Source organism: Streptomyces sp. NPDC057617 (genome assembly GCF_042800555.1).
Taxonomy (GTDB): domain Bacteria; phylum Actinomycetota; class Actinomycetes; order Streptomycetales; family Streptomycetaceae; genus Streptomyces.
This window is the reverse complement of record NZ_JBHVGV010000013.1, coordinates 98,260-125,242: the sequence shown is the minus strand read 5'-3', so window position 1 is coordinate 125,242 and position 26,983 is coordinate 98,260. Positions and strand designations below refer to the sequence as shown.

25 protein-coding genes, 1 tRNA gene and 1 pseudogene are annotated in these 26,983 nt (G+C 71.4%); 11 read left to right on the top strand and 16 right to left on the bottom strand.

Translation table 11 applies throughout. The features are described 5' to 3' along the window. Window positions 1-26: 26 nt before the first annotated feature. Window positions 27-236 carry a hypothetical protein gene (locus ACFU9P_RS28300; RefSeq protein WP_384086074.1) on the top strand — a complete coding sequence of 70 codons (210 nt, stop codon included), beginning with the start codon at window positions 27-29 and terminating at the stop codon, window positions 234-236. A 486-nt stretch (window positions 237-722) separates the two neighbouring features. Further along, window positions 723-1,376 (top strand): TetR/AcrR family transcriptional regulator, encoded by a 654-nt coding sequence (locus ACFU9P_RS28295; protein ID WP_384086385.1) that lies wholly within the window; start codon window positions 723-725, stop codon window positions 1,374-1,376. Window positions 1,377-1,482: 106 nt separating this feature from the next. Here the strand turns inward: ACFU9P_RS28295 and ACFU9P_RS28290 are convergent, their stop codons facing one another. From ACFU9P_RS28290 to ACFU9P_RS28275, 4 genes are all read right to left on the bottom strand, one after another. After that, entirely contained in the window at window positions 1,483-1,950 is a 468-nt protein-coding gene (locus tag ACFU9P_RS28290; protein ID WP_376381420.1) for a PPOX class F420-dependent oxidoreductase, read from the bottom strand. 99 nt (window positions 1,951-2,049) lie between these two features. Then, window positions 2,050-2,880: a YceI family protein gene (locus tag ACFU9P_RS28285; protein ID WP_384086071.1), complete on the bottom strand. Its 831-nt coding sequence runs from the start codon at window positions 2,878-2,880 to the stop codon at window positions 2,050-2,052. 399 nt (window positions 2,881-3,279) lie between these two features. Next, window positions 3,280-5,922, bottom strand: coding sequence for an MFS transporter (locus ACFU9P_RS28280; protein ID WP_384086068.1), 2,643 nt, complete (start codon window positions 5,920-5,922; stop codon window positions 3,280-3,282). Window positions 5,923-5,966: 44 nt separating this feature from the next. After that, window positions 5,967-6,524: a MarR family winged helix-turn-helix transcriptional regulator gene (locus ACFU9P_RS28275; protein ID WP_384086066.1), complete on the bottom strand. Its 558-nt coding sequence runs from the start codon at window positions 6,522-6,524 to the stop codon at window positions 5,967-5,969. A gap of 223 nt (window positions 6,525-6,747) precedes the next feature. On the opposite strand from ACFU9P_RS28275, the gene ACFU9P_RS28270 reads away from it, so the two are divergent. Further along, window positions 6,748-6,957 (top strand): hypothetical protein, encoded by a 210-nt coding sequence (locus ACFU9P_RS28270; RefSeq protein WP_376381409.1) that lies wholly within the window; start codon window positions 6,748-6,750, stop codon window positions 6,955-6,957. 314 nt (window positions 6,958-7,271) lie between these two features. Here the strand turns inward: ACFU9P_RS28270 and ACFU9P_RS28265 are convergent, their stop codons facing one another. The 8 genes from ACFU9P_RS28265 to ACFU9P_RS28230 all read right to left on the bottom strand — a co-directional run bounded on the left by ACFU9P_RS28265 (window position 7,272) and on the right by ACFU9P_RS28230 (window position 11,814). After that, on the bottom strand, window positions 7,272-8,138 hold the full coding sequence (locus ACFU9P_RS28265) for an RNA polymerase sigma factor SigF (protein WP_376381406.1): 867 nt from the start codon (window positions 8,136-8,138) through the stop codon (window positions 7,272-7,274). 233 nt (window positions 8,139-8,371) lie between these two features. Next, on the bottom strand, window positions 8,372-9,202 hold the full coding sequence (locus ACFU9P_RS28260; protein WP_376381403.1) for an RNA polymerase sigma factor SigF: 831 nt from the start codon (window positions 9,200-9,202) through the stop codon (window positions 8,372-8,374). A 195-nt stretch (window positions 9,203-9,397) separates the two neighbouring features. Then, window positions 9,398-9,691: a Dabb family protein gene (locus ACFU9P_RS28255; RefSeq protein ID WP_376381400.1), complete on the bottom strand. Its 294-nt coding sequence runs from the start codon at window positions 9,689-9,691 to the stop codon at window positions 9,398-9,400. A 20-nt stretch (window positions 9,692-9,711) separates the two neighbouring features. Then, window positions 9,712-9,876: a hypothetical protein gene (locus ACFU9P_RS28250; protein ID WP_376381397.1), complete on the bottom strand. Its 165-nt coding sequence runs from the start codon at window positions 9,874-9,876 to the stop codon at window positions 9,712-9,714. 136 nt (window positions 9,877-10,012) lie between these two features. After that, window positions 10,013-10,097 (bottom strand) — tRNA-Ser (locus ACFU9P_RS28245). 159 nt (window positions 10,098-10,256) lie between these two features. Then, a complete protein-coding gene (gene tadA / locus ACFU9P_RS28240) occupies window positions 10,257-10,685 on the bottom strand; it encodes a tRNA adenosine(34) deaminase TadA (protein WP_079023683.1) in 429 nt (142 codons plus the stop codon). Between the two features lie 86 nt (window positions 10,686-10,771). Then, window positions 10,772-11,335 carry a hypothetical protein gene (locus ACFU9P_RS28235; RefSeq protein WP_376381394.1) on the bottom strand — a complete coding sequence of 188 codons (564 nt, stop codon included), beginning with the start codon at window positions 11,333-11,335 and terminating at the stop codon, window positions 10,772-10,774. Window positions 11,336-11,547: 212 nt separating this feature from the next. Then, window positions 11,548-11,814, bottom strand: coding sequence for a hypothetical protein (locus ACFU9P_RS28230; RefSeq protein ID WP_384086060.1), 267 nt, complete (start codon window positions 11,812-11,814; stop codon window positions 11,548-11,550). A 118-nt stretch (window positions 11,815-11,932) separates the two neighbouring features. On the opposite strand from ACFU9P_RS28230, the gene upp reads away from it, so the two are divergent. Then, window positions 11,933-12,571, top strand: coding sequence for a uracil phosphoribosyltransferase (gene upp / locus ACFU9P_RS28225; RefSeq protein ID WP_376381389.1), 639 nt, complete (start codon window positions 11,933-11,935; stop codon window positions 12,569-12,571). A gap of 263 nt (window positions 12,572-12,834) precedes the next feature. On the opposite strand, the pseudogene ACFU9P_RS28220 reads toward upp, so the two are convergent. From ACFU9P_RS28220 to ACFU9P_RS28205, 4 genes and pseudogenes are all read right to left on the bottom strand, one after another. Then, window positions 12,835-13,437: pseudogene (locus ACFU9P_RS28220) on the bottom strand (LytR C-terminal domain-containing protein); the annotation flags it as partial. A 123-nt stretch (window positions 13,438-13,560) separates the two neighbouring features. Beyond that, window positions 13,561-13,863, bottom strand: coding sequence for a type II toxin-antitoxin system VapB family antitoxin (locus ACFU9P_RS28215; protein WP_023540426.1), 303 nt, complete (start codon window positions 13,861-13,863; stop codon window positions 13,561-13,563). Between the two features lie 193 nt (window positions 13,864-14,056). Continuing rightward, the gene (locus tag ACFU9P_RS28210) at window positions 14,057-15,598 is read right to left on the bottom strand and encodes a M28 family metallopeptidase (protein ID WP_384086057.1); all 1,542 of its coding nucleotides are present in this window, start codon (window positions 15,596-15,598) and stop codon (window positions 14,057-14,059) included. Window positions 15,599-15,776: 178 nt separating this feature from the next. After that, entirely contained in the window at window positions 15,777-16,382 is a 606-nt protein-coding gene (locus ACFU9P_RS28205; RefSeq protein WP_384086054.1) for an HhH-GPD-type base excision DNA repair protein, read from the bottom strand. 224 nt (window positions 16,383-16,606) lie between these two features. On the opposite strand from ACFU9P_RS28205, the gene ACFU9P_RS28200 reads away from it, so the two are divergent. From ACFU9P_RS28200 to ACFU9P_RS28170, 7 genes are all read left to right on the top strand, one after another. Next, window positions 16,607-18,910 carry a germacradienol/geosmin synthase gene (locus ACFU9P_RS28200; protein WP_384086051.1) on the top strand — a complete coding sequence of 768 codons (2,304 nt, stop codon included), beginning with the start codon at window positions 16,607-16,609 and terminating at the stop codon, window positions 18,908-18,910. Window positions 18,911-19,065: 155 nt separating this feature from the next. Next, window positions 19,066-20,289, top strand: coding sequence for a beta-ketoacyl-ACP synthase 3 (locus tag ACFU9P_RS28195; protein WP_384086381.1), 1,224 nt, complete (start codon window positions 19,066-19,068; stop codon window positions 20,287-20,289). A 206-nt stretch (window positions 20,290-20,495) separates the two neighbouring features. Then, a complete protein-coding gene (locus ACFU9P_RS28190) occupies window positions 20,496-21,761 on the top strand; it encodes a beta-ketoacyl-[acyl-carrier-protein] synthase family protein (RefSeq protein WP_384086048.1) in 1,266 nt (421 codons plus the stop codon). Between the two features lie 190 nt (window positions 21,762-21,951). After that, window positions 21,952-24,141 (top strand): acyl-CoA dehydrogenase, encoded by a 2,190-nt coding sequence (locus ACFU9P_RS28185; RefSeq protein WP_384086378.1) that lies wholly within the window; start codon window positions 21,952-21,954, stop codon window positions 24,139-24,141. A 73-nt stretch (window positions 24,142-24,214) separates the two neighbouring features. Continuing rightward, window positions 24,215-24,466, top strand: a complete 252-nt coding sequence (locus tag ACFU9P_RS28180; RefSeq protein WP_376381370.1) for an acyl carrier protein — start codon at window positions 24,215-24,217, stop codon at window positions 24,464-24,466. 20 nt (window positions 24,467-24,486) lie between these two features. After that, window positions 24,487-25,716: a beta-ketoacyl-[acyl-carrier-protein] synthase family protein gene (locus ACFU9P_RS28175; protein WP_376381480.1), complete on the top strand. Its 1,230-nt coding sequence runs from the start codon at window positions 24,487-24,489 to the stop codon at window positions 25,714-25,716. Window positions 25,717-26,034: 318 nt separating this feature from the next. Beyond that, complete coding sequence (locus ACFU9P_RS28170; RefSeq protein WP_384086045.1) at window positions 26,035-26,925, top strand: SDR family oxidoreductase; 891 nt, start codon at window positions 26,035-26,037, stop codon at window positions 26,923-26,925. Window positions 26,926-26,983: the final 58 nt, after the last annotated feature.

Here is a 26,983-nt window from a genome sequence, read left to right as displayed (position 1 = left end):
CACCCCCGAGGACCGCTCCTGGCGGCATGAGTGGGTCACTCTTTCTGCTGACGAGTCAGCTCGTCGGCGTGGTGGCCGTACCGGCGGGCGGACTGGCGACCGCGCTGCTGCCGCACAGGGCCGGGCGGGCAGACTCTCGCGGGGGCGGCATAGCATCGGTTCCGGCCGGACTGCCGGACTCCGGCTTCGGGTTCCCGGCGGCGGGCCGCCCGTCGCCCGGCCACCGGAGCCGGTGAGGGCCTGCGCCGGGCAGGTGACGCGGACGGGTAAAGCGCGGACAGGCAACAGCGGGCAGGTAACAGGAGTCCGGTCATCGTCCGGCCGGAGGGAACCGAGGAGGCTCACCCATGGCGCCGGAAGCCGATCGGGCCAAGCGGCCGACCCGTACCAGTGTCTGGCTGGAGGGCAAGCCGACCGGCCGGGGCCGCAAAGGGGACCGCGCGGATCGCTCGGCCGACCGGTCCGCCGAGCGGACGGCTGGCAAAGAACCCGACCGATCCGCCGAGCGGACAGCCGGCAAAGAATCCGGCCGGCCCGCCGAGCGGACAGCCGGCAAATACTCCGAGCAGACAGCTGGCAAGGACTCCAGCCAGGCCGTCGGCCGGCCCGCTGAGCGGTCAGCCGACAAGGACTCCAGTCAGCCCGTCGAGCGCTCGTCCGGCAAGGACTCCGTCCGTTCCGCCCGGTCCTCCGATCAGCACGGCGGGCTCGATCGCGACCGCATCACCGCCGTCGCCGTACGGCTGCTCGATGCGGAGGGCGCGGCCAAGTTCTCCATGCGCAGGCTCGCCGCTGAGCTGGGTGTGACCGCCATGTCCCTGTACTGGTACGTGGACACCAAGGACGACCTGCTCGAACTCGCCCTGGACCGCGTCTTCGGCGAGGTCCGCGTACCGGATCTGACGGACGAGACCGCCGACTGGCGCGACCAGCTCCGCGAACTGACCGCCAGCTACCGGACCGTACTCGTCCGCCACTCCTGGGTCTCGCCGCTCATCGGCAAGTACCTGAACATCGGCCCGCATTCGACGGCCTTCTCCGCCGCCGTCCGGGCGGTCGTCCGCCGTACGGGCCTGGCGCCGCACGGGCAGATGGGCGCGATCTCCGCGGTCTTCCAGTTCGTGTACGGATTCGGCACGATCGAGGGGCATTTCGTACAGCGTTGTGCCGACGCGGGGGTGAGCCAGGACGAGTACTTCCAGCAGGCGATGGGGGCGATCGGCGAACAGCCGCGGTTCAAGGCGGCGTTCGCGAACGCGGACGAGATCACGGCGGCGCGCGGCGGCGAGACGGTGGCGGAGATGCGCCAGCGGGACTTCACATTCGCGGTCGAACTCCTCATCGCGGGCATCGAGGCGATGCGCGTCCGCGGCTGAGCCGTGAGCCCTCGGAGGCCCCGCCGCCCCGGCCCGCCGTCGCAGTACGGTACGGCCTCCCCGCCGCCCCACGGGCCGCCCCCGAAAGCCCGCCCCCGTACGGCCCCTACTGCGGCGCCAGTCGTGCCGGGAAGCCGCCCGTCGCGAGCGGGCCCCAGCGCTCCGGCGTGACGCGGATGATGGACTTCCCCTGCTTCACCATCGCCTCGCGGTACTCGTCCCAGTCGGGGTGCTCGCCCGCGATGTTCCGGTAGTACTCCACCAGCGGCTCGACCGACTCGGGCGAGTCGAGGACCTCGGCGGTGCCGTCGATCTGTACCCACGGCCCGTCCCACTCGTCCGACAGGACGATCAGGCTCACCCGCTCGTCCCGCTTGGCGTTGCGCGTCTTGGCGCGCTCGGGGTACGTGGAGACGACGATACGGCCGGAGTCGTCCACCCCGCAGGTGAGCGGGGAGCCCTGGGGGCGGCCGTCGGAGCGGGTGGTGAGCAGGATCGCCCGGTGCCGGGGGCGGACGAATTCCAGCAGCTCGTCGCGGTTCACGGGGGTGTTCGTTGCGATGTTGGGTGCCATGGTCCGCAGCCTACGACTTCGGGCCGCCGGGGCCGGCGCGCACACCCCGGACCCCGGCGCACGTCCACAACCCGGACCCGGGCACACACCCCGCCCCCCTCACGCCCCCGGCAGGCTCTCCCCCCGTACCGCCTGGATGTCCAGCTCCACCCGCAGCGTCGTCCCGATCGCCGCGACCCCCGCCCGTACCACCTGGTTGTAGTTCATGGCGAAGTCCTCGCGGCTCAGTTCGGTGGTCGCGTGGAAGGCCGCCCGCTCGCCGCCCCACGGGTCGGGCCCGGTGCCCAGATAGCTGAGCTGCAGATCCACCTCGCGGACGACGCCGTGCAGCGAGAGCCGCCCGTGCACCGTCCAGCGGTCGGGGCCCGCCGGGGTCAGTCCCGTACCGCTGTAGGTGATCTCGGGGAAGCGCTCGACGTCCAGGAAGTCGGGCGACCTGAGGTGCTTGTCGCGCAGTGAGTTCCCGGTGTCGATGCTCGCCGCGGCGATGACCGCCTCGACGCGCGACTCCTCGTACCCGCCCGCCGCGTCGCCGGCGATCTCGATCCGGCCGCCGAACTCCTTGAACCGCCCGTGCACGCTGGAGATCCCGAGGTGCTGTGCCACCGCGCCGACCGACGAATGCGCCGGGTCCAGGCTCCAGGCGCCCGGCGGAGGCAGCTCGGCGCCGCCCTGCCGGGCCAGTACGACCGTACCGACCTCGGCCCGCCCGCTCCGCGTCACCAGCGCGGTGGAGGCGACGGGCGCGTAACCGACGGCCGTCACGATGACGGTGTACGGGCCCGGCGCCAGCGCCACGTCGGAGCTGACGCTGCCGTCCTCCTCGGCGCCGGTACGCAGCACCTGGGCGCCGGTCATATCGGTCATGGTCACGACCGCGTGCTGGACGGCCCAGCCGTCCCGCGTCCGTACCTGTCCGCGAAGCCCCATCGTGCTTGCCTCTCTGCTGTTGCCGCTGTCTGTGCCGACTCTGCTGTCCGTGCTGACTGTGCTGTCCGCACTGTCTTTGCTGACTTTGCTGTGCGGGATTCCGCCCGGTCTTTCCCGCCCGGTCTCTTCCGTCCGGTCTTCTCCGTCCGGTCTTCTCCGCCCGGGCTTTCTGTCCGCTGGCACTGTCGACGAGCCGTGCTCGTACTGTCAACGGCCAACCGGGCCCCGGTGGTTGCGGGCGTACGGGCCGTCCCTGCCCGTCACCCCCCACCGGGGCCCTCCGCACTGGGCCGGCCCGCCGCCTCCGCTACGGAGCGCCGCGCCGCCCAGGGGTCCCGCGCGCCGCCCGCCGCATCCCGTACGGCGGACGGCGCCTACTCGCCGGACTGCTCGTCGGCCCTACTCGCCGGGGTGGGCGAGTTCGATGTCGTAGCCGTCGAACCCGCGCCCGGTCACGGTCAGCGCGCCGGCCACCGGCGGGTAGCCGGTCGCGATGACCGTGTACTCGCCCGCGTCCAGGTCGGCGAAGGCGTACGCCCCGTCGTCCCCGGTCGTCGCCGTGGCGACGACATTCCCGGCCGCGTCGACCAGCGTCACCCGGGCGTCCGGCGCGGGCCGCCGGTCGGCACCGGCCCTGACCGTGCCCTGGACGGTGGCGCCGGACCGGAGGAGCGCCTCGATACGGGTCACTCCCTGGCCGCCGATCTCCACGGGCAGGGCCAGCGGCCGGAAGCCGGTGGCGTTCACCGCGAGGGTCACCGAGCCGGGAACCAGCTCGCCGAACGCGAACTCGCCCTGCTCCGTGGACTTCCCGGTGGCCAGCACATCGCCGCGCACATCGGTCACGATCACCATCGCGCCCTCCACCGGCAGCCCGCCGTCCGCGGCCCGTACGGACCCGGCGAGTCCGCTCGTACCGGAGAGCAGGATGTCGTACGCCAGCGGCTCGTCGCCGACGACGACCGTGGACGCCTGCGGCTGGAAGCCGTCGGCGGAGGCGATCAGGACGTACGAGCCGGGGCCCGGGGCGTCCAGGACATAGCCGCCGTCGGGCTGGGCGACCGAGCGGGCGAGCTGGCGTCCGCCCAGGGAGATCAGGGTGACGGCGGCGCCGGGCACCGCGGCGGCCTCGGCGCCGCGCACCACGCCCCGTACGGCGGTTCCGTACACCGGCGCCGAAACGGCCTCCGTGGGCGCGCCGGCCTGCGCGGGTATCGCGGCGGTGGCAGTCCCGGCGCCAGCAGGAGCACCCACGGCGGGCGCACCCACGGCCCCCGGAGCACCGACAGCCACCGGGGCCTCAGCGCCCACGGGAGCCTCAGCAGCCCCCGGAGCACCGGTGCCCACCGAAGCCCCAGCGCCCACCAGAGCCACCGGCACTTCAGCAGCCCCCGCCGTCTCGACCGCCCCCGCCACCTCAGCCGCCGCAGAAGCCGCAGCCGCCTCGCCGCCCGACCGTGTCTTCAGCGCGACCTCCTTGATGAACAGCGTCAGCAGCAGGGCGACCAGCGCCGCCGGTGCCGAGTACAGGAAGACATCGCCGACGCCATGTCCGTACGCCGCCTCCATGACGCCCCGCAGCGGGGCGGGCAGCGTGTCCAGGTTCGGGATGGAGCCGCCGCCCGTACCGCCGTGGCCGAGCGCCGCGCCCTGCGGGCCGAGGTCCGCCAGACCGTCCTTGACGTAGTGGGTGACCCGGTTGCCGAGCACCGCGCCCAGCGCCGAGACACCGACCGCACCGCCCAGGGAGCGGAAGAAGGTGACGACGGAGCTGGCGGAGCCGAGGTCCTGCGGGTCGACCTGGTTCTGCGTGCACAGCACCAGGTTCTGCATCATCATGCCCACGCCGAGGCCCATCAGCGCCATGTAGACGGCCATGTGCCAGTACGGGGTGTCGACCCGGATCGTGCCCAGCAGCCCGAGCCCCGCGGTCACCAGCACACCACCGCTGACCAGCCAGGCCTTCCAGCGGCCCGTCTTGGTGATGATCTGGCCCGAGACGGTGGACGAGATGAACAGACCGCCGATCATCGGGATGGTCATCACCCCGGACATCGTCGGTGACTTGTCGCGCGCGAGCTGGAAGTACTGGCTGAAGAAGACCGTGCCCGCGAACATCGCGATACCGACGAAGAGCGAGGCCAGCGAGGCCAGCGTGATCGTACGGTTGCGGAAGAGCCGCAGCGGGACGATCGGCTCGCTCGCCTTCGACTCGATGAGGATGAAGAGCAGGCCGAGCGCGACCGAGCCGCCGACCATGGCGTACGTCTGCCACGAGATCCAGTCGTACTTGTTGCCGGCGAAGGTGACCCAGACCAGCAGCAGCGACACGGCCGCGCTGATGAAGAAGGCACCGGCCCAGTCGACCTTGACCTGGCGCTTGACGACCGGGAGCTTCAGGGTCTTCTGGAGCACGATCAGCGCGATCACGGCGAAGGGCACGCCGACGTAGAAGCACCAGCGCCAGCCCATCCACGAGGTGTCGGTGATGACACCGCCGAGGAGCGGGCCGCCGACGGTGGCGACGGCGAAGGTCGCGCCGAGGTAGCCGCTGTAGCGGCCCCGCTCGCGCGGCGCGATCATCGCGGCCATCACGATCTGGGCGAGGGCGGAGAGCCCGCCGACGCCGATGCCCTGGACCACCCGGCAGGCGATCAGGGTGCCGGTGTTCTGCGAGAGTCCGGCCACGACCGAGCCCGCGACATAGATGACCAGGGCTATCTGGACCAGGAGCTTCTTGCTGAAGAGGTCGGAGAGCTTGCCCCAGAGCGGGGTGGTCGCCGTCATCGCCAGCAGCGACGCGGTCACCACCCAGGTGTAGGCGCTCTGGCCGCCGCCGAGGTCGGAGATGATCTCGGGGAGGGCGTTGGAGACGATCGTCGACGAGAGGATCGCGACGAACATGCCCAGAAGCAGCCCGGAGAGGGCCTCCATGATCTGACGGTGTGTCATCGGGGTGCCGGGTGCGACGGGTGCGGTGGTCGGGCCGCCCCCATGCTTGGCGTGGCCGCCCCGCACACCCACTGGTGTGGTCGTAGCCATTGGATTCCTTGCCTTACGTCGTTACGTCTCTTGACGTCGTTACGTCACGTCTCTTGCCGTACGGGTGTGTCATGCCGTACGGGCGTCTCTTGCCGTACGGGCGCTTCCTGCCGCACGGCCGCGTGCTGCCGGACGGGGGGCGGCAGGGCGTACGAGCCTTCGAGGCGCCGGTCCCTGCGGTCGTCGAAGCAGCGGCGCAGCCGGTCGAGCAGCGCGCTGAGCTGTCCGACCTCCTCGTCGGTCCAGTCGTCGAGCGTGCGGGCGAACATCTCGGTGGTCCGCCGGGCCAGCTCGTCGAGCAGGTCCCGTCCCGCGGGGGTCAGCCGCAGGATGCGCGAGCGCTTGTCGTCGGGGTCCGGGGACCGTTCGATCCAGCCGCGCTCCGCGGCGTGGGCGACATGTCTGCTGGTCACCGACATGTCGACGGAGAGCAGCTCCGAGAGGCGGCTCATCCGCATCTCGCCATGCCGGTCCAGCATGGTCAGTACGGTGGCGGAGCCGCCCGGGCAGTCGGCCGGCAGGATGCGCTCCAGGCCGCGCTTGACGGCGCCGACGGCGCTGAGCTGCCGGGCCAGTTCCGCGTACTGACTCTGTGCGGCCATGGGAGCCTCCCGATACCTTGTTGCTTGGGGCAACCATAGAACCATAGAAGTCATTGGTTGCTACAGGCAAGCGAAATCGGGCGGAGTGGGGGTAAAGGAACCGGAAAGGCTTCGTCTGGTCCGGGTCAACGCCCCGCGTGGCGGCAGGTCGGGCGGGCGGCGGCGGAGCCGGGGACGGGCCCGGGGTTGGGCGGGGACCCGGCGTTCGCTAGGGTCCTGGCGTATGGCACACAACCCCCATGCCCCACAGGGCCCCGAGGGCACTCCCGACCCCGCGGGCAGCACTCAGATGTTCCGTGCGTTCGTCGACGACGGCGAGCCGCAGCGCAGGCAGGCGCCCCAGCAGCAGAGCGGTCCGAAGACCGGGGTGATCGTCGGCGTCGTCGCGGTGGTCGTGGTCCTGGCCGTCGTGGCCTGGCTGGCCTTCGTCTGACCGTACGGCCGCCGTACGCGCTGACCGTGCTGGCTGTACGTGCTGACGTCGGCCGTACCGGCTGTATGCGCTGACGCGGACCGTACCGGCCGTACTGGCCGTATGTGCGGACGCGGACCGTACGAGCCGTATGTGCGGACGCTGGCCGTACCGGCCGTATGCGCCGCGCTGACCGTACCGGCCGTCTCGACTGTACGTACGGTACGGCCGTGGCCGTACCGTCCACCGGACCGGAACCCCGCCCGCGAGCTTCACCCGGAGCCTTCTCCGGAGCGTCGTCCGGCATGCCGGACGAAGGGCGGGGTCCCCGAACCTCAGTCCGAGATGAGCCCTTCGCGCAACTGCGCCAGCGTACGGGTCAGCAGCCGTGAGACATGCATCTGCGAGATACCGACCTCTTCGCCGATCTGCGACTGCGTCATATTCGCGAAGAAGCGGAGCATGATGATCTGCCGCTCGCGGGGCGGGAGTTTGGCGAGCAGCGGCTTCAGCGACTCGCGGTACTCCACGCCTTCCAGCGCCATGTCCTCGTACCCGAGCCGGTCCGCGAGCGAGCCCTCGCCGCCGTCGTCCTCGGGCGAGGGCGAGTCCAGCGAGGACGCCGTGTACGCGTTGCCGACGGCGAGGCCGTCGACGACATCCTCCTCCGACACCCCCAGTACGGCGGCGAGTTCGGGCACGGTCGGCGAGCGGTCCAGCTTCTGCGCCAGCTCGTCACTGGCCTTGGTCAGCGCGAGCCGCAGCTCCTGGAGCCGGCGCGGCACCCGCACCGACCAGGAGGTGTCCCTGAAGAAGCGTTTGATCTCGCCGACGACCGTCGGCATCGCGAACGTCGGGAATTCCACGCCCCGTTCGCAGTCGAACCGGTCGATCGCCTTGATCAGGCCGATCGTGCCGACCTGGACGATGTCCTCCATCGGCTCGTTGCGGCTGCGGAAGCGCGCCGCCGCGTACCGCACCAGCGGCAGGTTCAGCTCGATGAGGGTGTCGCGTACATAGGTGCGCTCCGGGCTGTCCTGGTCGAGCACGGCGAGCCGCAGGAACAGGGAGCGGGACAGAGTGCGGGTGTCGATGGCTTCCGGCTGGGACACACGCGGCTGTGCCACATGGTCGAGAGCATCGGGCACGGGAGCGCTCTTCGTGAGCGTGAGCACCTTCGAGCTGCCCTGTTCTACGGACATGCCACCCCCTTGAGGTCGCGGACGGTCGCGTCGGCCGCTCCCGTCGGAGGAACGCAGCCTCCACCTGAATACCGGCGGTGCGACTGCGGCAAACGCGGTTCCAGCAGAATGTCACATGTCGGCAACACGCTGTAGTGACTTGTCGACAAGTAGGGGGTGGATCCGCCCGGGAAAGAGAGGGTTTACAGCTTTTGGTGCCGGGAGAAGAGGCCGAGCGGGTCTACCCGCGCGGGTTATGCCTCGATCCGATTTGCGGACCGCAGCCGTGCAAAGCTCCTGGCCAGCAGCCGTGACACATGCATCTGGGAGACGCCCAGCTCCTGGCTGATCTGCGACTGCGTCAGATTGTTGTAGTAGCGCAGCATCAGGATCCGCTGTTCGCGTTCGGGAAGCTGTACGAGGAGATGGCGGACCAGATCGCGGTGTTCGACCCCGGCGAGCGCGGGGTCCTCGTACCCGAGCCGGTCCAGCAGCCCCGGCAGTCCGTCGCCCTCCTGGGCGGCCTCCAGCGAGGTCGCGTGGTACGAACGCCCGGCCTCGATACAGGCCAGCACCTCGTCCTCGGAGATCTTCAGCCGCTCGGCGATCTCGGCGGTGGTCGGGGAGCGGCCGTGAGCCGTCGTCAGGTCCTCGGTCGCGCCGGTCACCTGGACCCACAGCTCATGGAGCCGGCGCGGCACGTGCACGGTCCGTACGTTGTCCCGGAAGTACCGTTTGATCTCGCCGACGACGGTCGGCATCGCGAAGGTCGGGAACTGCACCCCGCGGTCCGGGTCGAACCGGTCGATCGCGTTGATCAGGCCGATCGTGCCGACCTGGACGACATCCTCCATCGGCTCGTTGCGGCTGCGGAAGCGGGCGGCGGCATAGCGGACGAGGGGCAGATTGGCCTCGATGAGCGCCCCGCGCACCCGGGTGTGTTCCCCGCTGCCCGGCTCCAGGTCCTTGAGCTGGGCGAAGAGGACCTGGGTCAGGGCCCTGGTGTCGGCACCCCGGCTCTGCGCCGCGGGGCGTGGCTCGGTCTCGGTCTGGGGCGGCACTTGAGGCGCAGTACTGGCCGTCACGGTCACGCCACCCCTTTGCGGTCGACTACGTCAACTCATCCGGCAAAAGCGGTCATAGCATCACAAGACATGTCCACTGTGTGCAAGCACCGGATAAAACCGTGTTGACGGTAAGTTGGGGCAATAAACCCAAAAACCCCACACCTCAAGGGTGCGGGGTATGGGGCGGCCAGGGGTGGCCGACTCGGGGCCGGCTCAGAACTCGTAGTCGGCGATCACCCAGGTGGCGAATTCCCGCCACTGACCGGCGGCCGCCTGATGGGCCGGGTGGTCCACATAGCGCCGGAGCGCATCCCGGTCGGAGACCGCCGAGTTGATGGCGAAGTCATGGGCGATCGGCCGGTCGCTGATGTTCCAGCCGCACTCCCAGAACTCCAGCTCGGGGATCTGCGTACCGAGCTGCTCGAAGGCCTGCGCACCGGCGATCACCCGCGGCTCGTCGCGCGAGACACCCTCGTTGAGCTTGAAGAGGACCAGGTGGCGGATCAAGGGCACTCCTTGGGGGACGGCTAATTGATGAGTTCGGTCATGAACTGGCCAACACCCTGGGCGGCGCTCGAAATGCCCTCGAACCCCACCTGGACGAGATCGGCGGCCCGGGCCGGGGATGTGATGATCGTGTACAGCACGAATACGGCCAGCGCGTAGAGCACGATCTTTCTCGCTTGCCCCATGGGCCGCTTCCTCCCCTGCTGTGCCCAGTGCGATCGCGCGAGAGTCTAACCGTATGAACGCCCCCGCCCACCGGCCGGACCCTCACCCACACGAAAAGGGCCCCGGCACACAGCACCGGGGCCCTTTCGTCAAGAGCGGTAGCGGAGGGATTTGAACCCTCGGTGAGTTTCCCCACACTCGCTTTCGAGGCGAGCTCCTTCGGCCGCTCGGACACGCTACCGAGAGAGAGCTTAGCCCACAGAGGGCCGAGGTTCGAAATCGGTATCTCGGTACGGGGATCGGAGCCGTACCGGAGCCGGACCGGGGCCGCCTCGGGGTCGCCTGGGAGCCGCCGTTGGGGCGGGTGGCAGGGGCGGTGAGGGGGCAGCGGTTCGGGAGGTCAGCGGTTGCGGAAGAAGGTGGTCAGCAGGGCGGAGCACTCGTCGGCGAGTACTCCCTGGATCACTTCGGGGCGGTGGTTGAGGCGTCTGTCCCGTACGACGTCCCAGAGCGAGCCGGCCGCGCCGGCCTTCTCGTCGCGTGCGCCGAACACCACCCGGTCCACCCGGGCCAGCACGAGCGCGCCCGCGCACATCGTGCAGGGCTCCAGGGTCACCACCAGCGTGCAGCCGGTCAGCCGCCAGGAACCGACCTTCCCGGCGGCCCTGCGGATCGCCAGGATCTCCGCATGGCCGGTCGGGTCGCCGGTCGCCTCGCGTTCGTTGTGGCCGGCGCCGAGCACCGTACCGTTCGGCGACAGCACCACAGCGCCGACCGGCACATCACCGGAGCGGGCAGCCCGTGCCGCCTCGTCCAGGGCGAGGCGCATGGACGCCCGCCACGGATCGCGTACGGGATCGCTCACCGGGCCCGAGGAGCCGGACACCGGTCCTGACACCGGGCCGTACCCGGTCACTAGCGGACGGTCTCCAGCACTTCGGCGGCTCCCAGAGCCTCCGCGATCTCGGCCATCGCGTCCGAATCCAGCGCCAGCAGATCCGCCTCGGACAGTCCGAGGTCGCTGAGAATCTCACGGTCGCCGACGGCACCCGCCGGCACGGTCTCCCCGTCGGTCACGGGGCTGTCGTCGTTGTCGTCGTACTCGTCGTCCTTGTCGTCGTCCCGGTCCTGTGCTTCCGGCTCGCCGTCCTCCGTACCGTCGAGGTCCAGCGCGTCCAGGTCGTCGGCGGGGTCGTCGTCATCCCGGCCGAGCAGTTCGTCAATGAGGATCTCCCCGTACGAGGAGCGTGCGGCCGCGGCCGCGTCGGAGACATAGATACGAGGGTCTTCCTCGCCCTCCACACGGACGATGCCGAACCAGGCATCCTCCTGTTCGATGAAGACGAGCACCGTGTCCTCGTCCACCGAGGCCTCGCGGGCCAGGTCGGTGAGGTCCGACAGGGTCTCCACATCGTCGAGCTCTGTATCGCTCGCTTCCCACCCGTCTTCGGTGCGCGCGAGCAGTGCGGCGAAGTACACCGTGACTCTCCCACTGGTCAGAGGTGTGACGATCCGGCGGTGCGCTGCTCTGCCCCGCCTACTCGGAATCGTGGCAGAAACGAGCGCTTCGCGAGAGGTCTTCCACCGTTGCGTCGTCAGCCCATTTTATTAGGACCCTGTTGGGCCCCCTGCACGCGGCCCGCACATCGGCGCGCATGCCACCCGCCCGGACCGGCGTGGCTCCTCCCTGCCTACCAGCGGAAGGTGCGCATCCGCATCTGCTGGCGCATCCGCGCGGCGCGCGCCGTACGGGGCTTGACGCGTTCACGCAGGGCCTTGGCCTCGTTCAGCTCGCGCAGGAACTGGGCGCGGCGCCGCCGGCGCTCGTTCTCGTACGTGTCGGGGCCGGAGGGGTCCGCGTCCGGCTCCCCGGGCTGATCCGGCTCTTCGGCCGGGTCAGGGTTTGCCGCGTCCGCCGGCTGCTCTTGTTCCTGCCTTCGCTGTTCCCCGTCCGGCATCGACGCCTCCCCGCCCCAGGCTGTGGTCCCCCCGTTGCCTCTTCCCTCGTGAGCGGGGGTTGATGCCCGGGCCTTGGTGGCAGCGCGTAGGGCGTTGGCCCCCGGTTACTGTGTCGCCATGCGGATTCATGTCGTCGACCACCCGCTGGTGGCGCACAAACTCACCACGCTGCGCGACCGGCGCACCGATTCCCCGACCTTCCGGCGGCTCGCCGACGAGCTGGTGACCCTGCTCGCGTACGAGGCCACCCGGGACGTACGGACCGAGCAGGTCGACATCGAGACCCCGGTGACGGGCACCACGGGGGTACGGCTGTCCCACCCGCGTCCGCTGGTCGTCCCGATCCTGCGGGCCGGGCTCGGCATGCTGGACGGGATGGTACGGCTGCTGCCGACCGCCGAGGTGGGCTTCCTCGGGATGATCCGCGATGAGGAGACCCTCCAGGCGTCCACCTACGCGAGCCGGATGCCCGAGGACCTCTCCGGGCGCCAGGTGTATGTCCTGGACCCGATGCTGGCGACCGGCGGCACGCTGGTGGCGGCGATCCGTGAGCTGATCAAGCGGGGCGCGGACGATGTGACGGCCGTGGTGCTGCTCGCGGCGCCCGAGGGCGTCGAGGTGATGGAGCGGGAGCTGGCGGGCACGCCGGTGACGGTCGTGGCCGCGGCGGTCGACCAGCGGCTGAACGAACAGGGCTATATCGTGCCGGGGCTGGGCGACGCGGGCGACCGGATGTACGGCACGGCCGGTCTCTAGCCGGCGCACGGCCGGTCTCTAGCCAGTGCGGGAGGGGCGTCGGGAGCCGGCGTGGGAGGTGCGTCCGGAGCCGGTGCGGGAGGGGCGTCGGGTCACTCCTCCTCCGGTTCGGCGGCGGCCTCCTCCTGTGGCGCGGCGGCAGGCTCGTCCTGTGGTGCGGCGGCGGGCTCGCCCAGGGGTTCGGCTGCGGGTTCGCCCTGCGGTTCGGCGGCGGGCTCGGCGGCAGGTTTCGCGGGCGCCTTGGGAGCGGTGTCCTCGCAGCCCGGCTCGGTCTTCGCGCTCATCAGGACCGCCAGTTCCTGGTCGGCGGCCTTGATGTCGTTCAGCGCGGTGAAGCCCGTACCGATGAACAGATCGACGTCCGGGGTCTTCCGGGCGTCGGCCTGCGGTGTGGCCCCCTTGAGGTGCGTGGCGAGTACGGTGAGCGCGTCGTTCGAGACGGTTGGGGAGCCCAGCAGTATCCCGGCGCCCGGGATCTTCTTGTCGAACTTGGCCGGGGCGTTGCCCACCTTGCCGATACGGAATCCGCGCTTCTTCAGCTCGTCGGCGGTGGTCTTGGCCAGACCGCCGCGCGGTGTCGCGTTGTAGACGTTGACCGTGATCTGACCGGGCTTGGGCAGCGCGACGGCCGAAGCGGCGGTGTCGGGTTCGCAGCCCGCCTTCCGGCCGGCGGCGTGCTTCTTGGCGTTGCCCGAGAAGACATCGACGAGCTGCGTGGTCCCCCAGCCGGCCAGGCCGAGGGCGACCAGGGCGGAGGTACCCGCGAGCAGCAGCCTGCGACGGTGCCGGGGGCGGCGCATCCGGGGGTATTTGTCACCCGTGATGCGGTACTTGCCGCCCAGGCCAGGGGGAGTGAGCATGCTCATGAGCGCAGCGTAGTGCGCGCCCATGGCCAGGTCCTATTAAACGATCAATGGGTTGGGCTGTACGGAGTGGTAAAGGGCCCGAAAGGCCCAGTCCGCACCCGGTCGGACCCGGTCGGACCCGCGTCAGCCCAGGTCCAGCTCCAGCACACGCGCGTGCAGCACCTGGCGCTGCTGGAGCGCGGCGCGGACGGCGCGGTGCAGCCCGTCCTCCAGATAGAGATCGCCCTGCCACTTCACGACATGCGCGAACAGGTCTCCGTAGAAGGTGGAGTCCTCGGCGAGCAGCGTCTCCAGGTCCAGTTGGCCCTTGGTGGTCACGAGCTGATCGAGGCGGACCGGGCGCGGCGCGACATCCGCCCACTGCCGGGTGCTTTCCCGGCCGTGGTCGGGATACGGCCGCCCGTTACCGATGCGCTTGAAGATCACACGGAAAGCCTACCGGGCGACCGGCTCCGGGCGCAGCCATGGCGCAGCGTGACAAAGGCGGCATTCCGTGTCAGAGCGGGAGCGAAATGTGAGCGGAGGGCCGCTGCCCGGCCGTGGACCGGGTGCGGCGGCCGGGTGTGGCGCGCTGTGGACACCGGGGTCCGGCGTCCACAGCGCGCGCTTCACCGGATGATCACGCGGTGGGTGTGTGGCCGCGGGCGGGCAGGGTGTTGCCGACGGTGAAGCGGGCCGGGGCGGGCTGCTTCTGGGCCGGGGCGGAGAGGGAGCGCAGGTCGTGGGCGTAGGTGCCGACGGCGTGGGCGATGACTCCGATGTTGGTGGCGAAGGCCTTCATGTTGATGTTGGAGATGTTGTCGCAGGCGGAGTGGTAGCACTTGTCGAACGCGACGCCGGCCTGACCGCCGTACTTCCTGGCCTGGGCCTCGGTCTTGACGCCCTCCGCGCCGGTGAAGGTGCCGCCGGAGGGGATGCCCGCCTCGATGAAGGGGCCGTAGTCGGAGCGGCCGTCGAAGTCGGTGCCCTCGTGCGGGGCGCCCTGGCGGTCGAGGAAGTCGGTGATGCCCTTCTCGATCTGGGCGGAGCCCTCGGGTCCCGCGCCCGCGCCGGTGGCGTCCGAGTCGTCGCCGTCGTAGACGAACTGGGCGGCGTTCGGCGAAGCGATCATGTCGAAGTTGAGGTAGAGCGCGATGTCCGCGCGCTGCTCCGGGGTGCGGCGGGTGACGTACGACTCGGCGCCCAGCAGGCCCAGTTCCTCGGCCGACCACCAGGCGAAGCGGACCTTGTTCGTGGGCTTGTCGTGCGTCTCGGCGAGTTCGAGGGCCACTTCGAGCAGTCCCGCGGAGCCCGAGCCGTTGTCGTTGATGCCGGCGCCCTCGGTGACCGAGTCGAGGTGGGCGCCGAGCATGACCGTACGGTCCGGGTCGCCGCCCTTGGTCTCGGCGATCACATTGCGGGTGGTGCGCCGCTCCTGGAACTGGCGCAGCTCCAGGGAGACCGTGACGGTGCCGCTCGCGGCCTCCGCGGCGAGCGCCTTGCCCTCGGCCTGGGTGATGCCGCCGGTGGGGATCACTCCGGCTTCGGGGCTGCCGAGCGTGCCGTTGAGGGCGCCCTCGGTGTTGTTGTAGATGACGGCGGCGACCGCGCCCGCGGCGCCGGCCTCGCGCTGCTTGGTGGCGAAGTCGCAGCCGCCGCGCTGGATCAGCGCGATCTTGCCGGTGAAGGCGCCGGCGGCGTAGTCGGCGGGTTCGCAGCCGGTGGTGGCGTCGACCGGGACGGCGGCGACGGCGGCACTGGTGCCGCCCTCCGGGGTGGACTTGGTGAACGACATGGCCACTATCCCGATGTCACGGGGCGTGGGAGAGGTGACCGAGAGCTTCTCGGCGAGTGTCTCGATGAAGGGGAAGTCGAAGGTGTCGTACGAGACGCGGTAGCCGGCCTTCTTCAGCTTCTCGTACACATAGGCGGCCGAGGCGTCGTGGCCGGGGGTGCCGGCGGCTCTGTTGCCGTCGGCGGAGTCCGCGATCTCCTGGAACGCCCTGAGGTGCTTGAAGGCGTCCTTGGCGGATGCCTCGCGCACCAGCTTCCGGGAGAGTTTCGCCGCTTCCTTGGCCGGGTCGTGCGCCCGCGCGGCGGCGGGGGAGGCGGAGAGCAGCAGGGGCGCGGCGAGCGCGGCGGCGGCTGTGAGAGCCAGGATTCCGCGGGGAGTTGCGTTCACAAGAGTCCTTCCGGCACGAACGGATGAGCAGGTGTCAGGGAAAGCTAGCGACCGGCGCCACGGCTGTGAACTGTTGTGTCGCAGGTCACATCAACTTCCGGCGAGCGAGTGGGCGAGTGGGCGAGTGAGCGGGCCGGCCGGCGGGTCGGCCGGCCCGGTCCCTGCCCGGGCGTACCCGTCAGCGCTTTCCCGGGGGCCTGGCGCTCTTCGCCGCCTTCGCCGCGCGTTTCGCCTCCTGCTTGAACGCCCTGACCTTGGCGAGCGACTCGGGTCCTGTGATGTCCGCGACCGAGCGGTACGACCCCTCGTCCCCGTACGCGCCCGCCGCCTCGCGCCAGCCCTCCGGCCGTACGCCGAACCGCTTGCCCAGCAGGGCCAGAAAGATCTGCGCCTTCTGTGCGCCGTAGCCGGGCAGCGCGTTGAGCCGGGCCAGTACCTCTCGGCCGGTGGCGACATCCCGCCAGATCGCCTCGGCATCACTGTCGTAGTGCTCGACCAGGTACTGGCAGAGCTGCTGGACGCGCCGGGCCATGGAGCCCGGATAGCGGTGCACCGCGGGCTTCTCCGAGAGCAGTGCCACAAAGGCCTCGGGGTCGTACGAGGCGATCTCGCCCGCGTCGAGATCGTCCCGGCCCATCCGTACGGCGATGGTGTACGGGCCGGTGAACGCCCATTCCATCGGGACCTGCTGGTCCAGCAGCATGCCGGTCAGCGCGGCCAGCGGGCTGCGGCCGAGGAGTTCGTCGGCCTCGGGCTGTTGTGCCAGCCGGATCCTGGTGCTCATGCCCCGATGATCACCCGGGCCCCGCCGTGACGCACGTACACCACGCAGTTTCTGTCTGTTCATATGACTAATTGCTGGTGCGGATGGCGCAACCGGCGGCGGGGTAGGTCTGAGCCGACCGGGTGAGACGGACAGGGGGGCGGTACGAGTGGTGTCGGTATTCCCTGACCGGTTCATTCCGGTCGGGGACATATTCCGGAACCTTCGGGAAAGGCCGCTCATCCGTGACACAGCCCTTTGAACTGCCGGATTTCTATATGGCCTATCCGGCCCGGCTCAATCCCCACCTGGAGGAGGCGAGGGAGCACTCCAAGAAATGGGCCAGGGACATGGGAATGCTGGAGGGATCGGGGATCTGGGAGGAGCACGATCTCGATTCCCACGACTACGCCCTGCTCTGCTCGTACACCCACCCGGACTGCGACGGTCCCGCGCTTTCTCTGGTCACCGACTGGTATGTGTGGGTGTTCTTCTTCGACGACCATTTCCTGGAGGTCTACAAACGTCCCCAGGACCGCGAGGGCGGCAAGGCGTATCTGGAGCGGCTGGCCGCCTTTATGCCGATGGATCTCTCCGCCGGATTCCCGGAGCCCACCAATCCGGTCGAGGCCGGGCTCGCGGATCTCTGGGCCCGTACGGTCCCGAGCATGTCCATGGGCTGGCGCGAGCGGTTCGCGGAGAGCACCGAGAATCTGCTCAACGAGTCCGACTGGGAGCTCGCGAACATCAACGCGGAGCGGATCGCGAACCCCGTCGAGTACATCGAGATGCGCCGCAAGGTCGGCGGAGCGCCCTGGTCGGCGGGGCTCATCGAGTACGCGGCGGGCGCCGAGGTCCCCGCCGAGATCGCCGGGTCCCGGCCGCTGCGGGTCCTGAAGGACACGTTCTCGGACGCTGTGCATCTGCGCAACGACCTCTTCTCGTACCAGCGGGAGATCGAGGAGGAGGGCGAGCTGAGCAACGGGGTGCTCGTCCTGGAGACCTTCCTCGGCTGTACGACCCAGGAGGCGGCCGATGCCGTCAACGAACTGCTGACGTCGCGGATCCAGCAGTTCGAGCACACCGCGCTGACCGAACTGGGGCCGCTCTTCGCGGAGAAGGGGCTCGCGCCGGGGCTCTGCGCGGACACGCTGGGCTATGTGAAGGGGCTTCAGGACTGGCAGTCGGGCGGCCATGAGTGGCATATGCGGTCCAGCCGCTATATGAACGGCTCGGGGGCGGGGGCGGGGGCGGACGCAGGCGCTGGTGCGGGGCCGGACGGGGCGCTTGCCGGCGGTATTCCGGGGTTCTCGATGACTCCGGTCGGGCTCGGGACGGTCGCGGCCGATATCGCGAAGGCGATCGGCGGGGGCGCCGGGGCCCGAGCGCGCAGGCACAGCCATGTCCCGTTCCAGCGGGTCGGGCCTTCCGTGCTGCCCGAGTTCCGGATGCCGTTCGAGGCCACCCTGAGCCCGTATCTCGACCGCTCGCGGGAGAACACCGTCGAGTGGGCGCACCGGATGGGAATCCTGGAGGCGCAGCCGGGGATTCCGGGCTCCGATGTGTGGGACGAGGAGCGGCTCCGGCGGATCGATCTGCCGCTCTGCGCCGCCGGTATCCATCCGGACGCCACCCCCGAGGGGCTCGATCTGACCTCGGACTGGCTGACCTGGGGGACGTACGGCGACGACTACTACCCGGTGGTGTACGGCAACGGGCGCGATCTGGCGGGCGCGAAGGCCTGCAACGAACGGCTGTTGCTGTTCATGCCGGTCGGGACGGACGGGACTCCGGTGCCGGCCACCGGGCTGGAGCGCGGGCTGGCCGATCTGTGGGCCCGTACGGCGGGGCCGATGGACCGGGACGGGCGGCGCGTGTTCCGGCAGGCCGTCGAGGACATGATCGGGAGCTGGCTCTGGGAGCTGACCAACCAGGCGCAGAACCGTATCCCCGACCCCGTCGACTATATGGAGATGCGGCGGCAGACCTTCGGCTCGCACATGACGATGAGCCTGTCCCGGCTCGGCCATGGGCGGGTGGTGCCGCCGGAGATCTACCGGAGCGGCCCGGTGAGGTCCATGGAGAACGCGGCGCAGGACTACGCGTGCCTGATGAACGATGTGTTCTCGTACCAGAAGGAGATCGAGTTCGAGGGCGAGATCCACAATGGCGTTCTGGTCGTGGAGAACTTCTTCGGCTGCGACTACCCGACGGCTCTCGCCATCGTCGGCGATTTGATGAACTCGCGCATGAGCCAGTTCCAGCATGTCGTCGCCCATGAACTGCCGGTGCTGTACGACGACTTCGGACTGGACGACGAAGCGCGACGGGTGCTCGGCGGTTATGTGAAGGAGCTGGAGAACTGGCTCGCGGGCATTCTGGTGTGGCACCGGGGATGCCGGCGGTACAAGGAGTCCGAACTGCTCGAGGAACGCGCGGGTATCGGGCACTGGATCCCGCCCGTACCGAATGGAATCGGCACCTCGGCCGCGCGGATTTCACTGCCGGGCTGGGAATCTGTGCGACCAGTCCCCCATATGGTGCAGTAACTCGCTTGTGCGCCAGGGCGTTTGGCATCCGGTCAATGTGAGTTTTTACCGGATGGGGGCCGTGGGTGGCGAGCGGATACGCGCTGTACGGGCGCGCGGGAAAGCGGGCGCCGCGCGCCCCGGGGACCCGGGGGGCCCGCGAGGTGCGGACGGCGGTGCTGGAGGGCGTCGCCGGGTGGGTGCCCGGGGAGCCGGTGCCCAATGAGGCGCTGCCCGCGGCCTGGGGGGTGGACGACGCGTGGGTGCGCTCGCGCACCGGGATCGCGAGCCGCCACCGGGCGGGCCGGGGGGTGTCGACGGGGGACCTGGCGTACGAGGCGGCGCGCCGGCTGATGGGCGGGGGCGGCCAGGGGCCCGGAGGCGGTGGAGGTTCCGGGCCGGGGTCCGGGGCCGGTGCGGGTGACGGGCCGGGGGCGGATTCCGGGTCCGGTGCTCGGGGTGCTGCGGGCGGCGGGCCGTCGGCGGCGGCCGAGGGCCGGGCTCGGGGTGGTTCCGCGGCGGGTTCCGGGTCCGGGTCCGGGGGTGGCGCGTGGGGCGGGGGGGCGGTGGATGCCGTGGTGCTGGCCACGGCCACGCCGGATCATCCCTGTCCCGGCACCGCCCCCGCCCTCGCCGCGCGGCTCGGCCTCGGGCCGGTGCCCGCGTTCGACATCGGCGCGGTGTGCAGCGGCTTCGTCTACGGTCTCGCGGTCTGCCAGGGCCTGGTGGTGTCCGGGCTGTACGACCGGGTGCTGCTGGTCGGCGCCGATGTGTACTCGACCTGGCTGGACCCGCGCGACCGCTCCTCGGGCGTGGTGTTCGGCGACGGCGCGGGAGCCGCGCTCATCGGCGCGGGCACCGCCGGCGCCCCGGGCGAGCTGCTCGCCTTCGACCTGGGCAGCGACGGAACCGGATACGACCTGATCAGCGTGGCCGCGGGCGGGTCACGGTCCCGGGCCGCCGGGCGGCCGCCGGGCGAGGGCGACCCGTACTTCCGGATGCGCGGCCGGGCGGTCTACCAGCACGCGGTCGAGCGGATGACCGCCTCCTGCCGCTCCCTGCTGGGCGAAGTGGGCTGGGACCCGGCCGAGGTCGACCACTTCGTACCGCACCAGGCCAACGCCCGGATCCTGCGCGCCGTCGCCGAGCGGGTCGGTATCGGCGCGGACCGCTGTGTCACCCATCTCGACCGGGTGGGGAACACGGGCGCGGCCTCCATCCCGCTGGCCCTGGCGGACGCGCAGGACCGGGGGCGGTTCCGTACGGGCGACCGCGTCCTGCTCACCGCCTTCGGCGGCGGGCTGACCTGGGGCACGGCGGCGCTCCGCTGGCCGGGCACACCACGGCCGGACGCGCCGCGGCCGGGCACTTCACAGGCCGAGGGCGTGTCTTCAAAGTAGCGTCGTCCGCCCGCAGGGCGGGCCTGGCGGCGTCTGGTGCGTGCGATCGCAAGGCGGAGGGTCATCCTCGTACTGGACGTACTTGGATGATCCCGACAACGCGGCGAGCGTGCGTGCCAGGCGTCGCCGGGCAGACGGGACTTTGAAGACACGCCCGAGGCCCCGGGCACTTCACGGGCCGCGGCCCACGACGGAAGGAACGGATCATGACGGAGCAAGCGGCGAAGGCGGCCGGTCCGGGGGCAAGCCGGGGCGGCGGCGCGGTCGCGGTGACCGGTCTTGGCGTGGTGACCCCGGCCGGCGGCGACGAGCGGGCCTTCTGGGCGGGGCTGTGCGCCGGGCGGTCGGTCGCCCGGCGCCGGGAGGAACTGGCCGGAATGCCGGTCGACTTCGCCTGCGCGGTCGACGGCCTCGACGTGGACGCCGCGGTGGGCGGGCGCTCCGTCTGGCGCATGGCACGGTTCGCGAAGCTGGCGCTGATCGCCGCCCGGCAGGCGGTCGCGGACGCCGGGCTCGACCCCGCGGCCTGGGAGGGCGGCCGGGTGGGCGTGGTGCTCGGGGTGGGCGTCGGCGGGGTCTCCGTACTGGCCGACGGGGCGCTGAAACTGCGGGAGCACGGCCCCGGTTCGGTCTCCCCGCTGCTCGTACCGATGATGATCCCGAACGCGGCGGCCGGGGAGGTCGCGATCGCGCTCAAGGCGCAGGGGCCCAGCCTGGCGCCGGTGACCGCCTGCGCCTCGGGCGCCACCGCGATCGCGCTCGGACGCGATCTGCTGGCCGGCGGGCAGTGCGACGTGGTGGTGGCCGGGGGCGCCGAGTCCGTACTGACACCGCTGGTGGTGACGGCGTTCGCGCGGATGGGCGCGCTGTCGACGCGTACGGACGACCCGGGCGGGGCGTCACGCCCGTTCGCCGCGGACCGGGACGGGTTCGTCCTCGGCGAGGGCGCGGCCATGGTCGTACTGGAGCGGGAGGACGGGGCCCGGGCCAGGGGCCGGAGGGCGCGCGCGCTGTTGGTGGGCGCCGGTTCCAGTACGGACGCGTACCACCCCACCGCGCCGGAGCCGAACGGCCGGGGAGCGCAGGCCGCGGTGGAGGCGGCGCTGCGGGACGCGGGCTGGAGTCCGTACGACGTGCAGCACGTCAACGCGCACGGCACCTCCACACCGCTCAACGACGCCATGGAGGCGACCCTGATCGAGCGGGTCTACGCCCACCGGCCGCCGGTCACCGCGCCGAAGGGGGTGGTGGGGCACACGCTGGGCGCGGCCGGGGCGATCGAGGCGGTGGCGACGGTACTGACGCTGGAACACGGCGTGATTCCGCCGGTCGCCAATCTGGACGCGCCCGCCCCCGAGTTCGGCCTCGACTGTGTGACGAAGGAGCCACGGCGGCAGCGGACCGAGACCGCGGTCAGCCACTCCTTCGGCTTCGGCGGGCACAACGTGGCGCTGGCGTTCTGTCGCGCGTGAGGGCGGGGGCCGTGCGTCAGGGGGGCCTTTCGAATGAATGTTTTGAGGTCCGCGGTGGGGAAGAGTCGTTTCTTCGCCACTCCTTGATCGTTCTTTTCGCGTGAGCGTACTGATCGACCATGACGGTGTGGAATCCACGGGCTCCGTGGACCCCGCGGGCCCGGCGGACCGGGCGGACTCGATGGATTCGATGAACTCGACGGACTCACCGGACACCACGGCGGCGCGGCTGACGCGGGTGCTGTTCGGTGCGGAATTCGCGCGCGTGCACGCGCCGTGGCGACGGCTCGTCGCGGCGGAACCGTTCCGCCGCCCGGTGGACGCCACGGCCGGGGAGCGGGTCGCGCTGGCGTACACACGGCTGCGTACGGTCAATCACTCGCTCGACAGCCCACTGGCGCTGGCGGCGGATCCGCGCCGGCTGGTGGCGCTGTACGAATGGCTGGGCCCGGTCGACTCGTGCCTCACGACCGTGGCGGGCATCCACTACAACCTGTTCCTGGGCAGCCTGCTCGACCACGGCTTCGCGGGCGGTACGTTCGCGGGCGGTGCCAGCAGTACGGAAGGGCAGGCGGGCGAGCCGTCGCGGGACCAGCGGGATCCGCGTGACCCGCGGGACCAGCGCGACCCGCGGGAACTGGCGGACTTTCTGGGGCTGCGCAGAGTGGGCACCTTCCTCTGTACGGAGGTGGCGCACGGCAATGACGCGGCGGCCCTGGAGACGACGGCGACGTACGACCGCGCCAGGGACGGCTTCGTCCTGCACACCCCGCACGCCGGGGCGCAGAAGTTCATGCCCAACACCAGCCCGGTCGGCGGCCCCAAGTCGGGTGTGGTGGCGGCGCGGCTGCTGGTGGACGGCACCGACCACGGGGTCTTTCTGTTCCTGACCCCGCTGACCGACGGCGAGCGGGCCCTGCCGGGGGTACGGGTGCGGCGGCTGCCCGCGGTGTTCGGTAGCCCGGTCGACCACGCGCTGACCTCGTTCGACCAGGTCTTCGTGGCGCGGAGCGCGCTGCTGGGCGGGGCTCAGGGGCGGCTCGGCGCGGACGGGCGGTTCAGCAGCGAGCAGAGCAACCGCCGCCGCCGCTTTCTGACGTCGATCGGCCGGGTCACCACGGGCAAGCTCTCGATGAGCGCGGGCGCGCTGGGCGGGGCGCGGGTCGCGCTGGCGCTGGCCGTACGGTACGGCGGGCACCGGCTGATCTCGGGCGCCAGGGCGGTCGACCGCGTGCCGGTCTTCGCACACCGTACGCACCACGGCCCGCTGGTCGGGGCCCTGGCCACGGTGTTCGCGATGAGCCTGCTGCACCGCGCGGCCCTCGACGCGTGGCTGACGCACACCGAGGAGACCAAGGGCGAGGCGGAGCGGGCGGTGGCCGTTGCCAAGGGCTGGATCACCTGGCAGGCGCGCGGCGTGATCCTGGAGGCTCGCGAACGGTGCGGGGCGCAGGGGCTGTTGGAGAGCAACGGCCTCGCGGAGCTGATGGCCGGCGCGGAGGGCGCGATCACGGCGGAGGGCGACAATCTCGCGATCTACGCGAAGGCGGCGGCGGAGATGCTGTTCTCGGCGGGGGCGCCGGCGAGGGAAAGCGTTCGGCGGGACGGCTTCCAAGACGGCCGGGACGACTTGCGGCGGGAGGCACCGGGGCGGGACGGCTTCCGGGACGGCTGGGCGCGGGGCGGCTCCGGGCAGGGAGGCTCCGGGCAGGACGGTTTTGGGCAGGGCGGTTGCGGCGACGGGTGTACGGGCGGCTCGGCGCGGGCCGGTGCCGCGCGGGCTGACACCGCGGTCGGCTCCGGGCAGGACGATTTCGGGCAGGGCGGTCGCGGCGACGGCCGCGCGGGTGACGACGAGTCCCTGGCCGTGCGGGAGTTGTCCGACACCTGCTTCCTCGGTTCGCTCCTCGCCGATGTCGAGGACCTCTGGCTGGCCCGCGCCCGGCGCCGGATGAGCCGGGCCGCTCCGCACGCCGACTCGCTCGCGCGCTGGAACGCCGCCTCCGGTGCCGCGCTGCGCGCCGTCGAAGCCCATGCGTACCGTCGCGCGGCCGAGGCGTTCGCGGCGGCGGTGGACGGTCTGGAACCCGGCACCGAGGCCCATGAGCTGCTGCGTTCCCTGCACCGGCTGTTCGCGCTGCGCTGGATCGACCGGAACAGCGGCGATCTGCTGGCCGCCGGCCGGCTGGCCCCCCGGCACACCGAAGGGCTCGTGGAGGCCGTCGAGCGGCTCGTCGCCGAGCTGGCCGGCCACGCCCCCACCCTTGTCGACGCCTTCGCCCTGCCCGAGGAGATGCTCGCGGACTGGCCCATCTCCGGCGCCGGTTACGTGGACGCCTACGACGACGCGAAGGCCGCCTGGCACTCCGTACCCGCTTGAAACCACCGACCCCACCGGCCCCGCCGACCCCTCGAACCGACCACCCCATCCACCACCGACACAAGGACATGCCATGAGCGAGATCCACCCGCGGATCACCGAGGTACTGACCGCGACCTTCAAGGTGCCCGCAGCCGAGATCCTCCCCGAGGCCACCATGGACAGCCTGGAGATGGACTCTCTCGCCGTCGCCGAGTTCGCCGTGATCATCAAGGAGACGCTGGGCATCGACACCGACTCCGACGCCCTCCTCAAGGGCGCCACGCTGGCCGAGATCACCGCGTTCCTCGACGATGCGACAACGGCCGTGGGCGTCGGCCGATGAGCGGACCCGCCGTCCGGCCGGTGCGCGGACCCGCCGTCGCCGTCACCGGTCTTGGCATGATCACCCCGGCCGGGAACGACACCGGGTCCACCTGGGACGGGGTGTGCGCCGGCGTCTCGTACGCCCGTACCCTCCCCGAACTGCACGGCTGCGCCGTCGACTTCGCCTGTACGGTCGACGGCATCGACCTGGCCGCGGCGGTCGGCGGGCGTACGGTGTTCCGGATGGGCCGATACGTCAAGCTCGCCCTGATCGCGGCGCGCGAGGCGGTCGCCGACGCCGGGCTCGACCCGGCGGCCTGGGACGGGACCCGGGTCGCGGTCGTGGTCGGGACCAGCAGCGGGGGCTCCGCGAGCGTGGCGGACCAGGCCGTGACGCTCGACCGGCGCGGCCCCGAGGCCACTTCGCCGTCCGGTGTCCTGCTGACGATCCCCAATATGCCGGCGGCGGAGATCGCCGTGGCGATGGGCGCCACCGGGCCCAGCATGGCGCCGTGCACGGCGTGCTCCTCGGGGGTCACGGCGCTCTCCGTGGCGCGTGACCTGCTGGCGGCGGGGCAGTGCGACATCGCCGTGGCGGGTGCCACCGAGGCGATGATCTGCCCGCTCGCCATGACCGGGTTCGCGCGTTCGGGGGTGGCCGCCACGGCGGGGCCCGGTGTCGATCCGGCCGTGCTGTGCCGGCCCTTCGCCGCCGACCGCGCCGGGCTGGTCATGGGCGAGGGCGCGGCGATCATGGTGCTGGAGCGGGAGAAGGACGCGCGGGCGCGCGGCGCGGTGCCGCGTGCGCTGGTCGCGGGCGCCGGTGCCACCACCGACGCCCATCACCCCACGAGCCCGCACCCCTCGGGCGCGGTCGCCCAGCGCGCGGTCGAGGCGGCGCTCCGGGACGCGGGATGGGGGGCCGGTGACGTCGAGCACGTCAACGCGCACGGCACATCGACCCCGCTCAATGACGCGACCGAGGCCGCGCTGATCAGCCGGGTGTTCCCGCACCGGCCCTCGGTGACGGCGCCCAAGGGCGTGCTGGGGCACTGTATGGGCGCGGCCGGCGCGATCGAGGCGGGGCTGACCGTACTGACCCTTCAGCACGGGGTGGTGCCGCCGATCGCGAATCTGGACGCGCCGGCCGACGGGTTCGACATCGACTGTGTGACCAAGCAGCCGCTGCGGCGGCGGATCGACCGGGCCGTGAGCCACTCCTTCGGCTTCGGCGGGCACAACGCGGTGCTGGCGCTGCAACGCGCCTGACCGGCGGGCGCGGGAGGCCCGAGGCCCCGGGACGCCCAAGGCTTCGGGAGGCGAGGCCCGGCCGACTGCCCCGGGAAGCGCCTGGCCGCGTCACCGTCCCCGTCACCGTCGCGGTCTCCGTTGCCGTTGCTGTACGTGCCGTACGGATTCGTACGGCCCCCTTTGCCGTACCGCCTGCCGTACGGAACACCCCTTGCCGTACGGACCGCCGTACGGATTCGCCGTGCGGCCGTACCGCCGTACGGAATGCCGTCCCCCGCTCCGGGCCTCGTCCGGCACCCGGGGGACGGTCCCCCGACCCCTTCTGGAGGCCCGCCCATGCGCGGAAACCTGCCGTTCCATGGACAGACCGCCGTTGTCACCGGCGCCGCGCGCGGTGTGGGCGAGCACCTCGCCCGCGCCCTGTCCGAGCGTGGCGCGAGACTGGCGCTCGTCGGTCTGGAGGAGGCCGAACTCGCCCGTGTCGCCGCGTCGTTGACCGGCGCGGCGGAGGCGGCGTACTGGCATACGGATGTCACCGACGCCGAGGCCATGATCCGTACGGCACGGCGCGTCGAGGAGCGTTTCGGTACGGTCGATGTCGTCGTCGCCAACGCGGGAGTCGCGGCGGCGGGGCTCTTCCGCCACTGCACGCCCGATGTGTGGCGGCGGGTGATCGAGGTCAATCTCATCGGCGGCGCCAACACCGCGCACGCCTTCCTCCCCGCCCTGCTGAACTCGCGCGGCTACTACCTCCAGATCGCCTCGCTCGCGGCCCTCGCCCCCGCGCCGATGATGACCGCGTACTGCGCGTCGAAAGCCGGGGTGGAGGCATTCGCGCACACCCTCAGGGCCGAGGTCGCGCACCATGGCGTACGGATCGGTGTGGGCTATCTGAGCTGGACCGACACCGATATGGTCCGGGGCGGCGAGCAGGTGGCCGCGCTGCGTGAGCTGCGCGCCAGGCTGCCCTGGCCGGCCGGGCGTACGTACCCCCTGGGCCCGGCGGTGGACCGGCTCGCCGCCGGGGTCGAGCGGCGGGCGCGCCATGTGTACGGGCAGCCGTGGCTGCGGGCGGCGCAGTTCGTACGGGGAGCGCTCCCGGCGGTCGTGGCCCGGCACGGGCGGCAGCACATGCCGGAGCTGGAGCCGCAGGCCGCCGGGACCCCGGTGACGCTGCTGGGCGCGGGAGGCGCGGCGGACCGGGCAGGCAGGCCGCTCGCCTCGTGAGGAGCCGTGCGCAGGATCTCGTTCAGCAGATGTCACATTCCAGAAATATGATGATTTG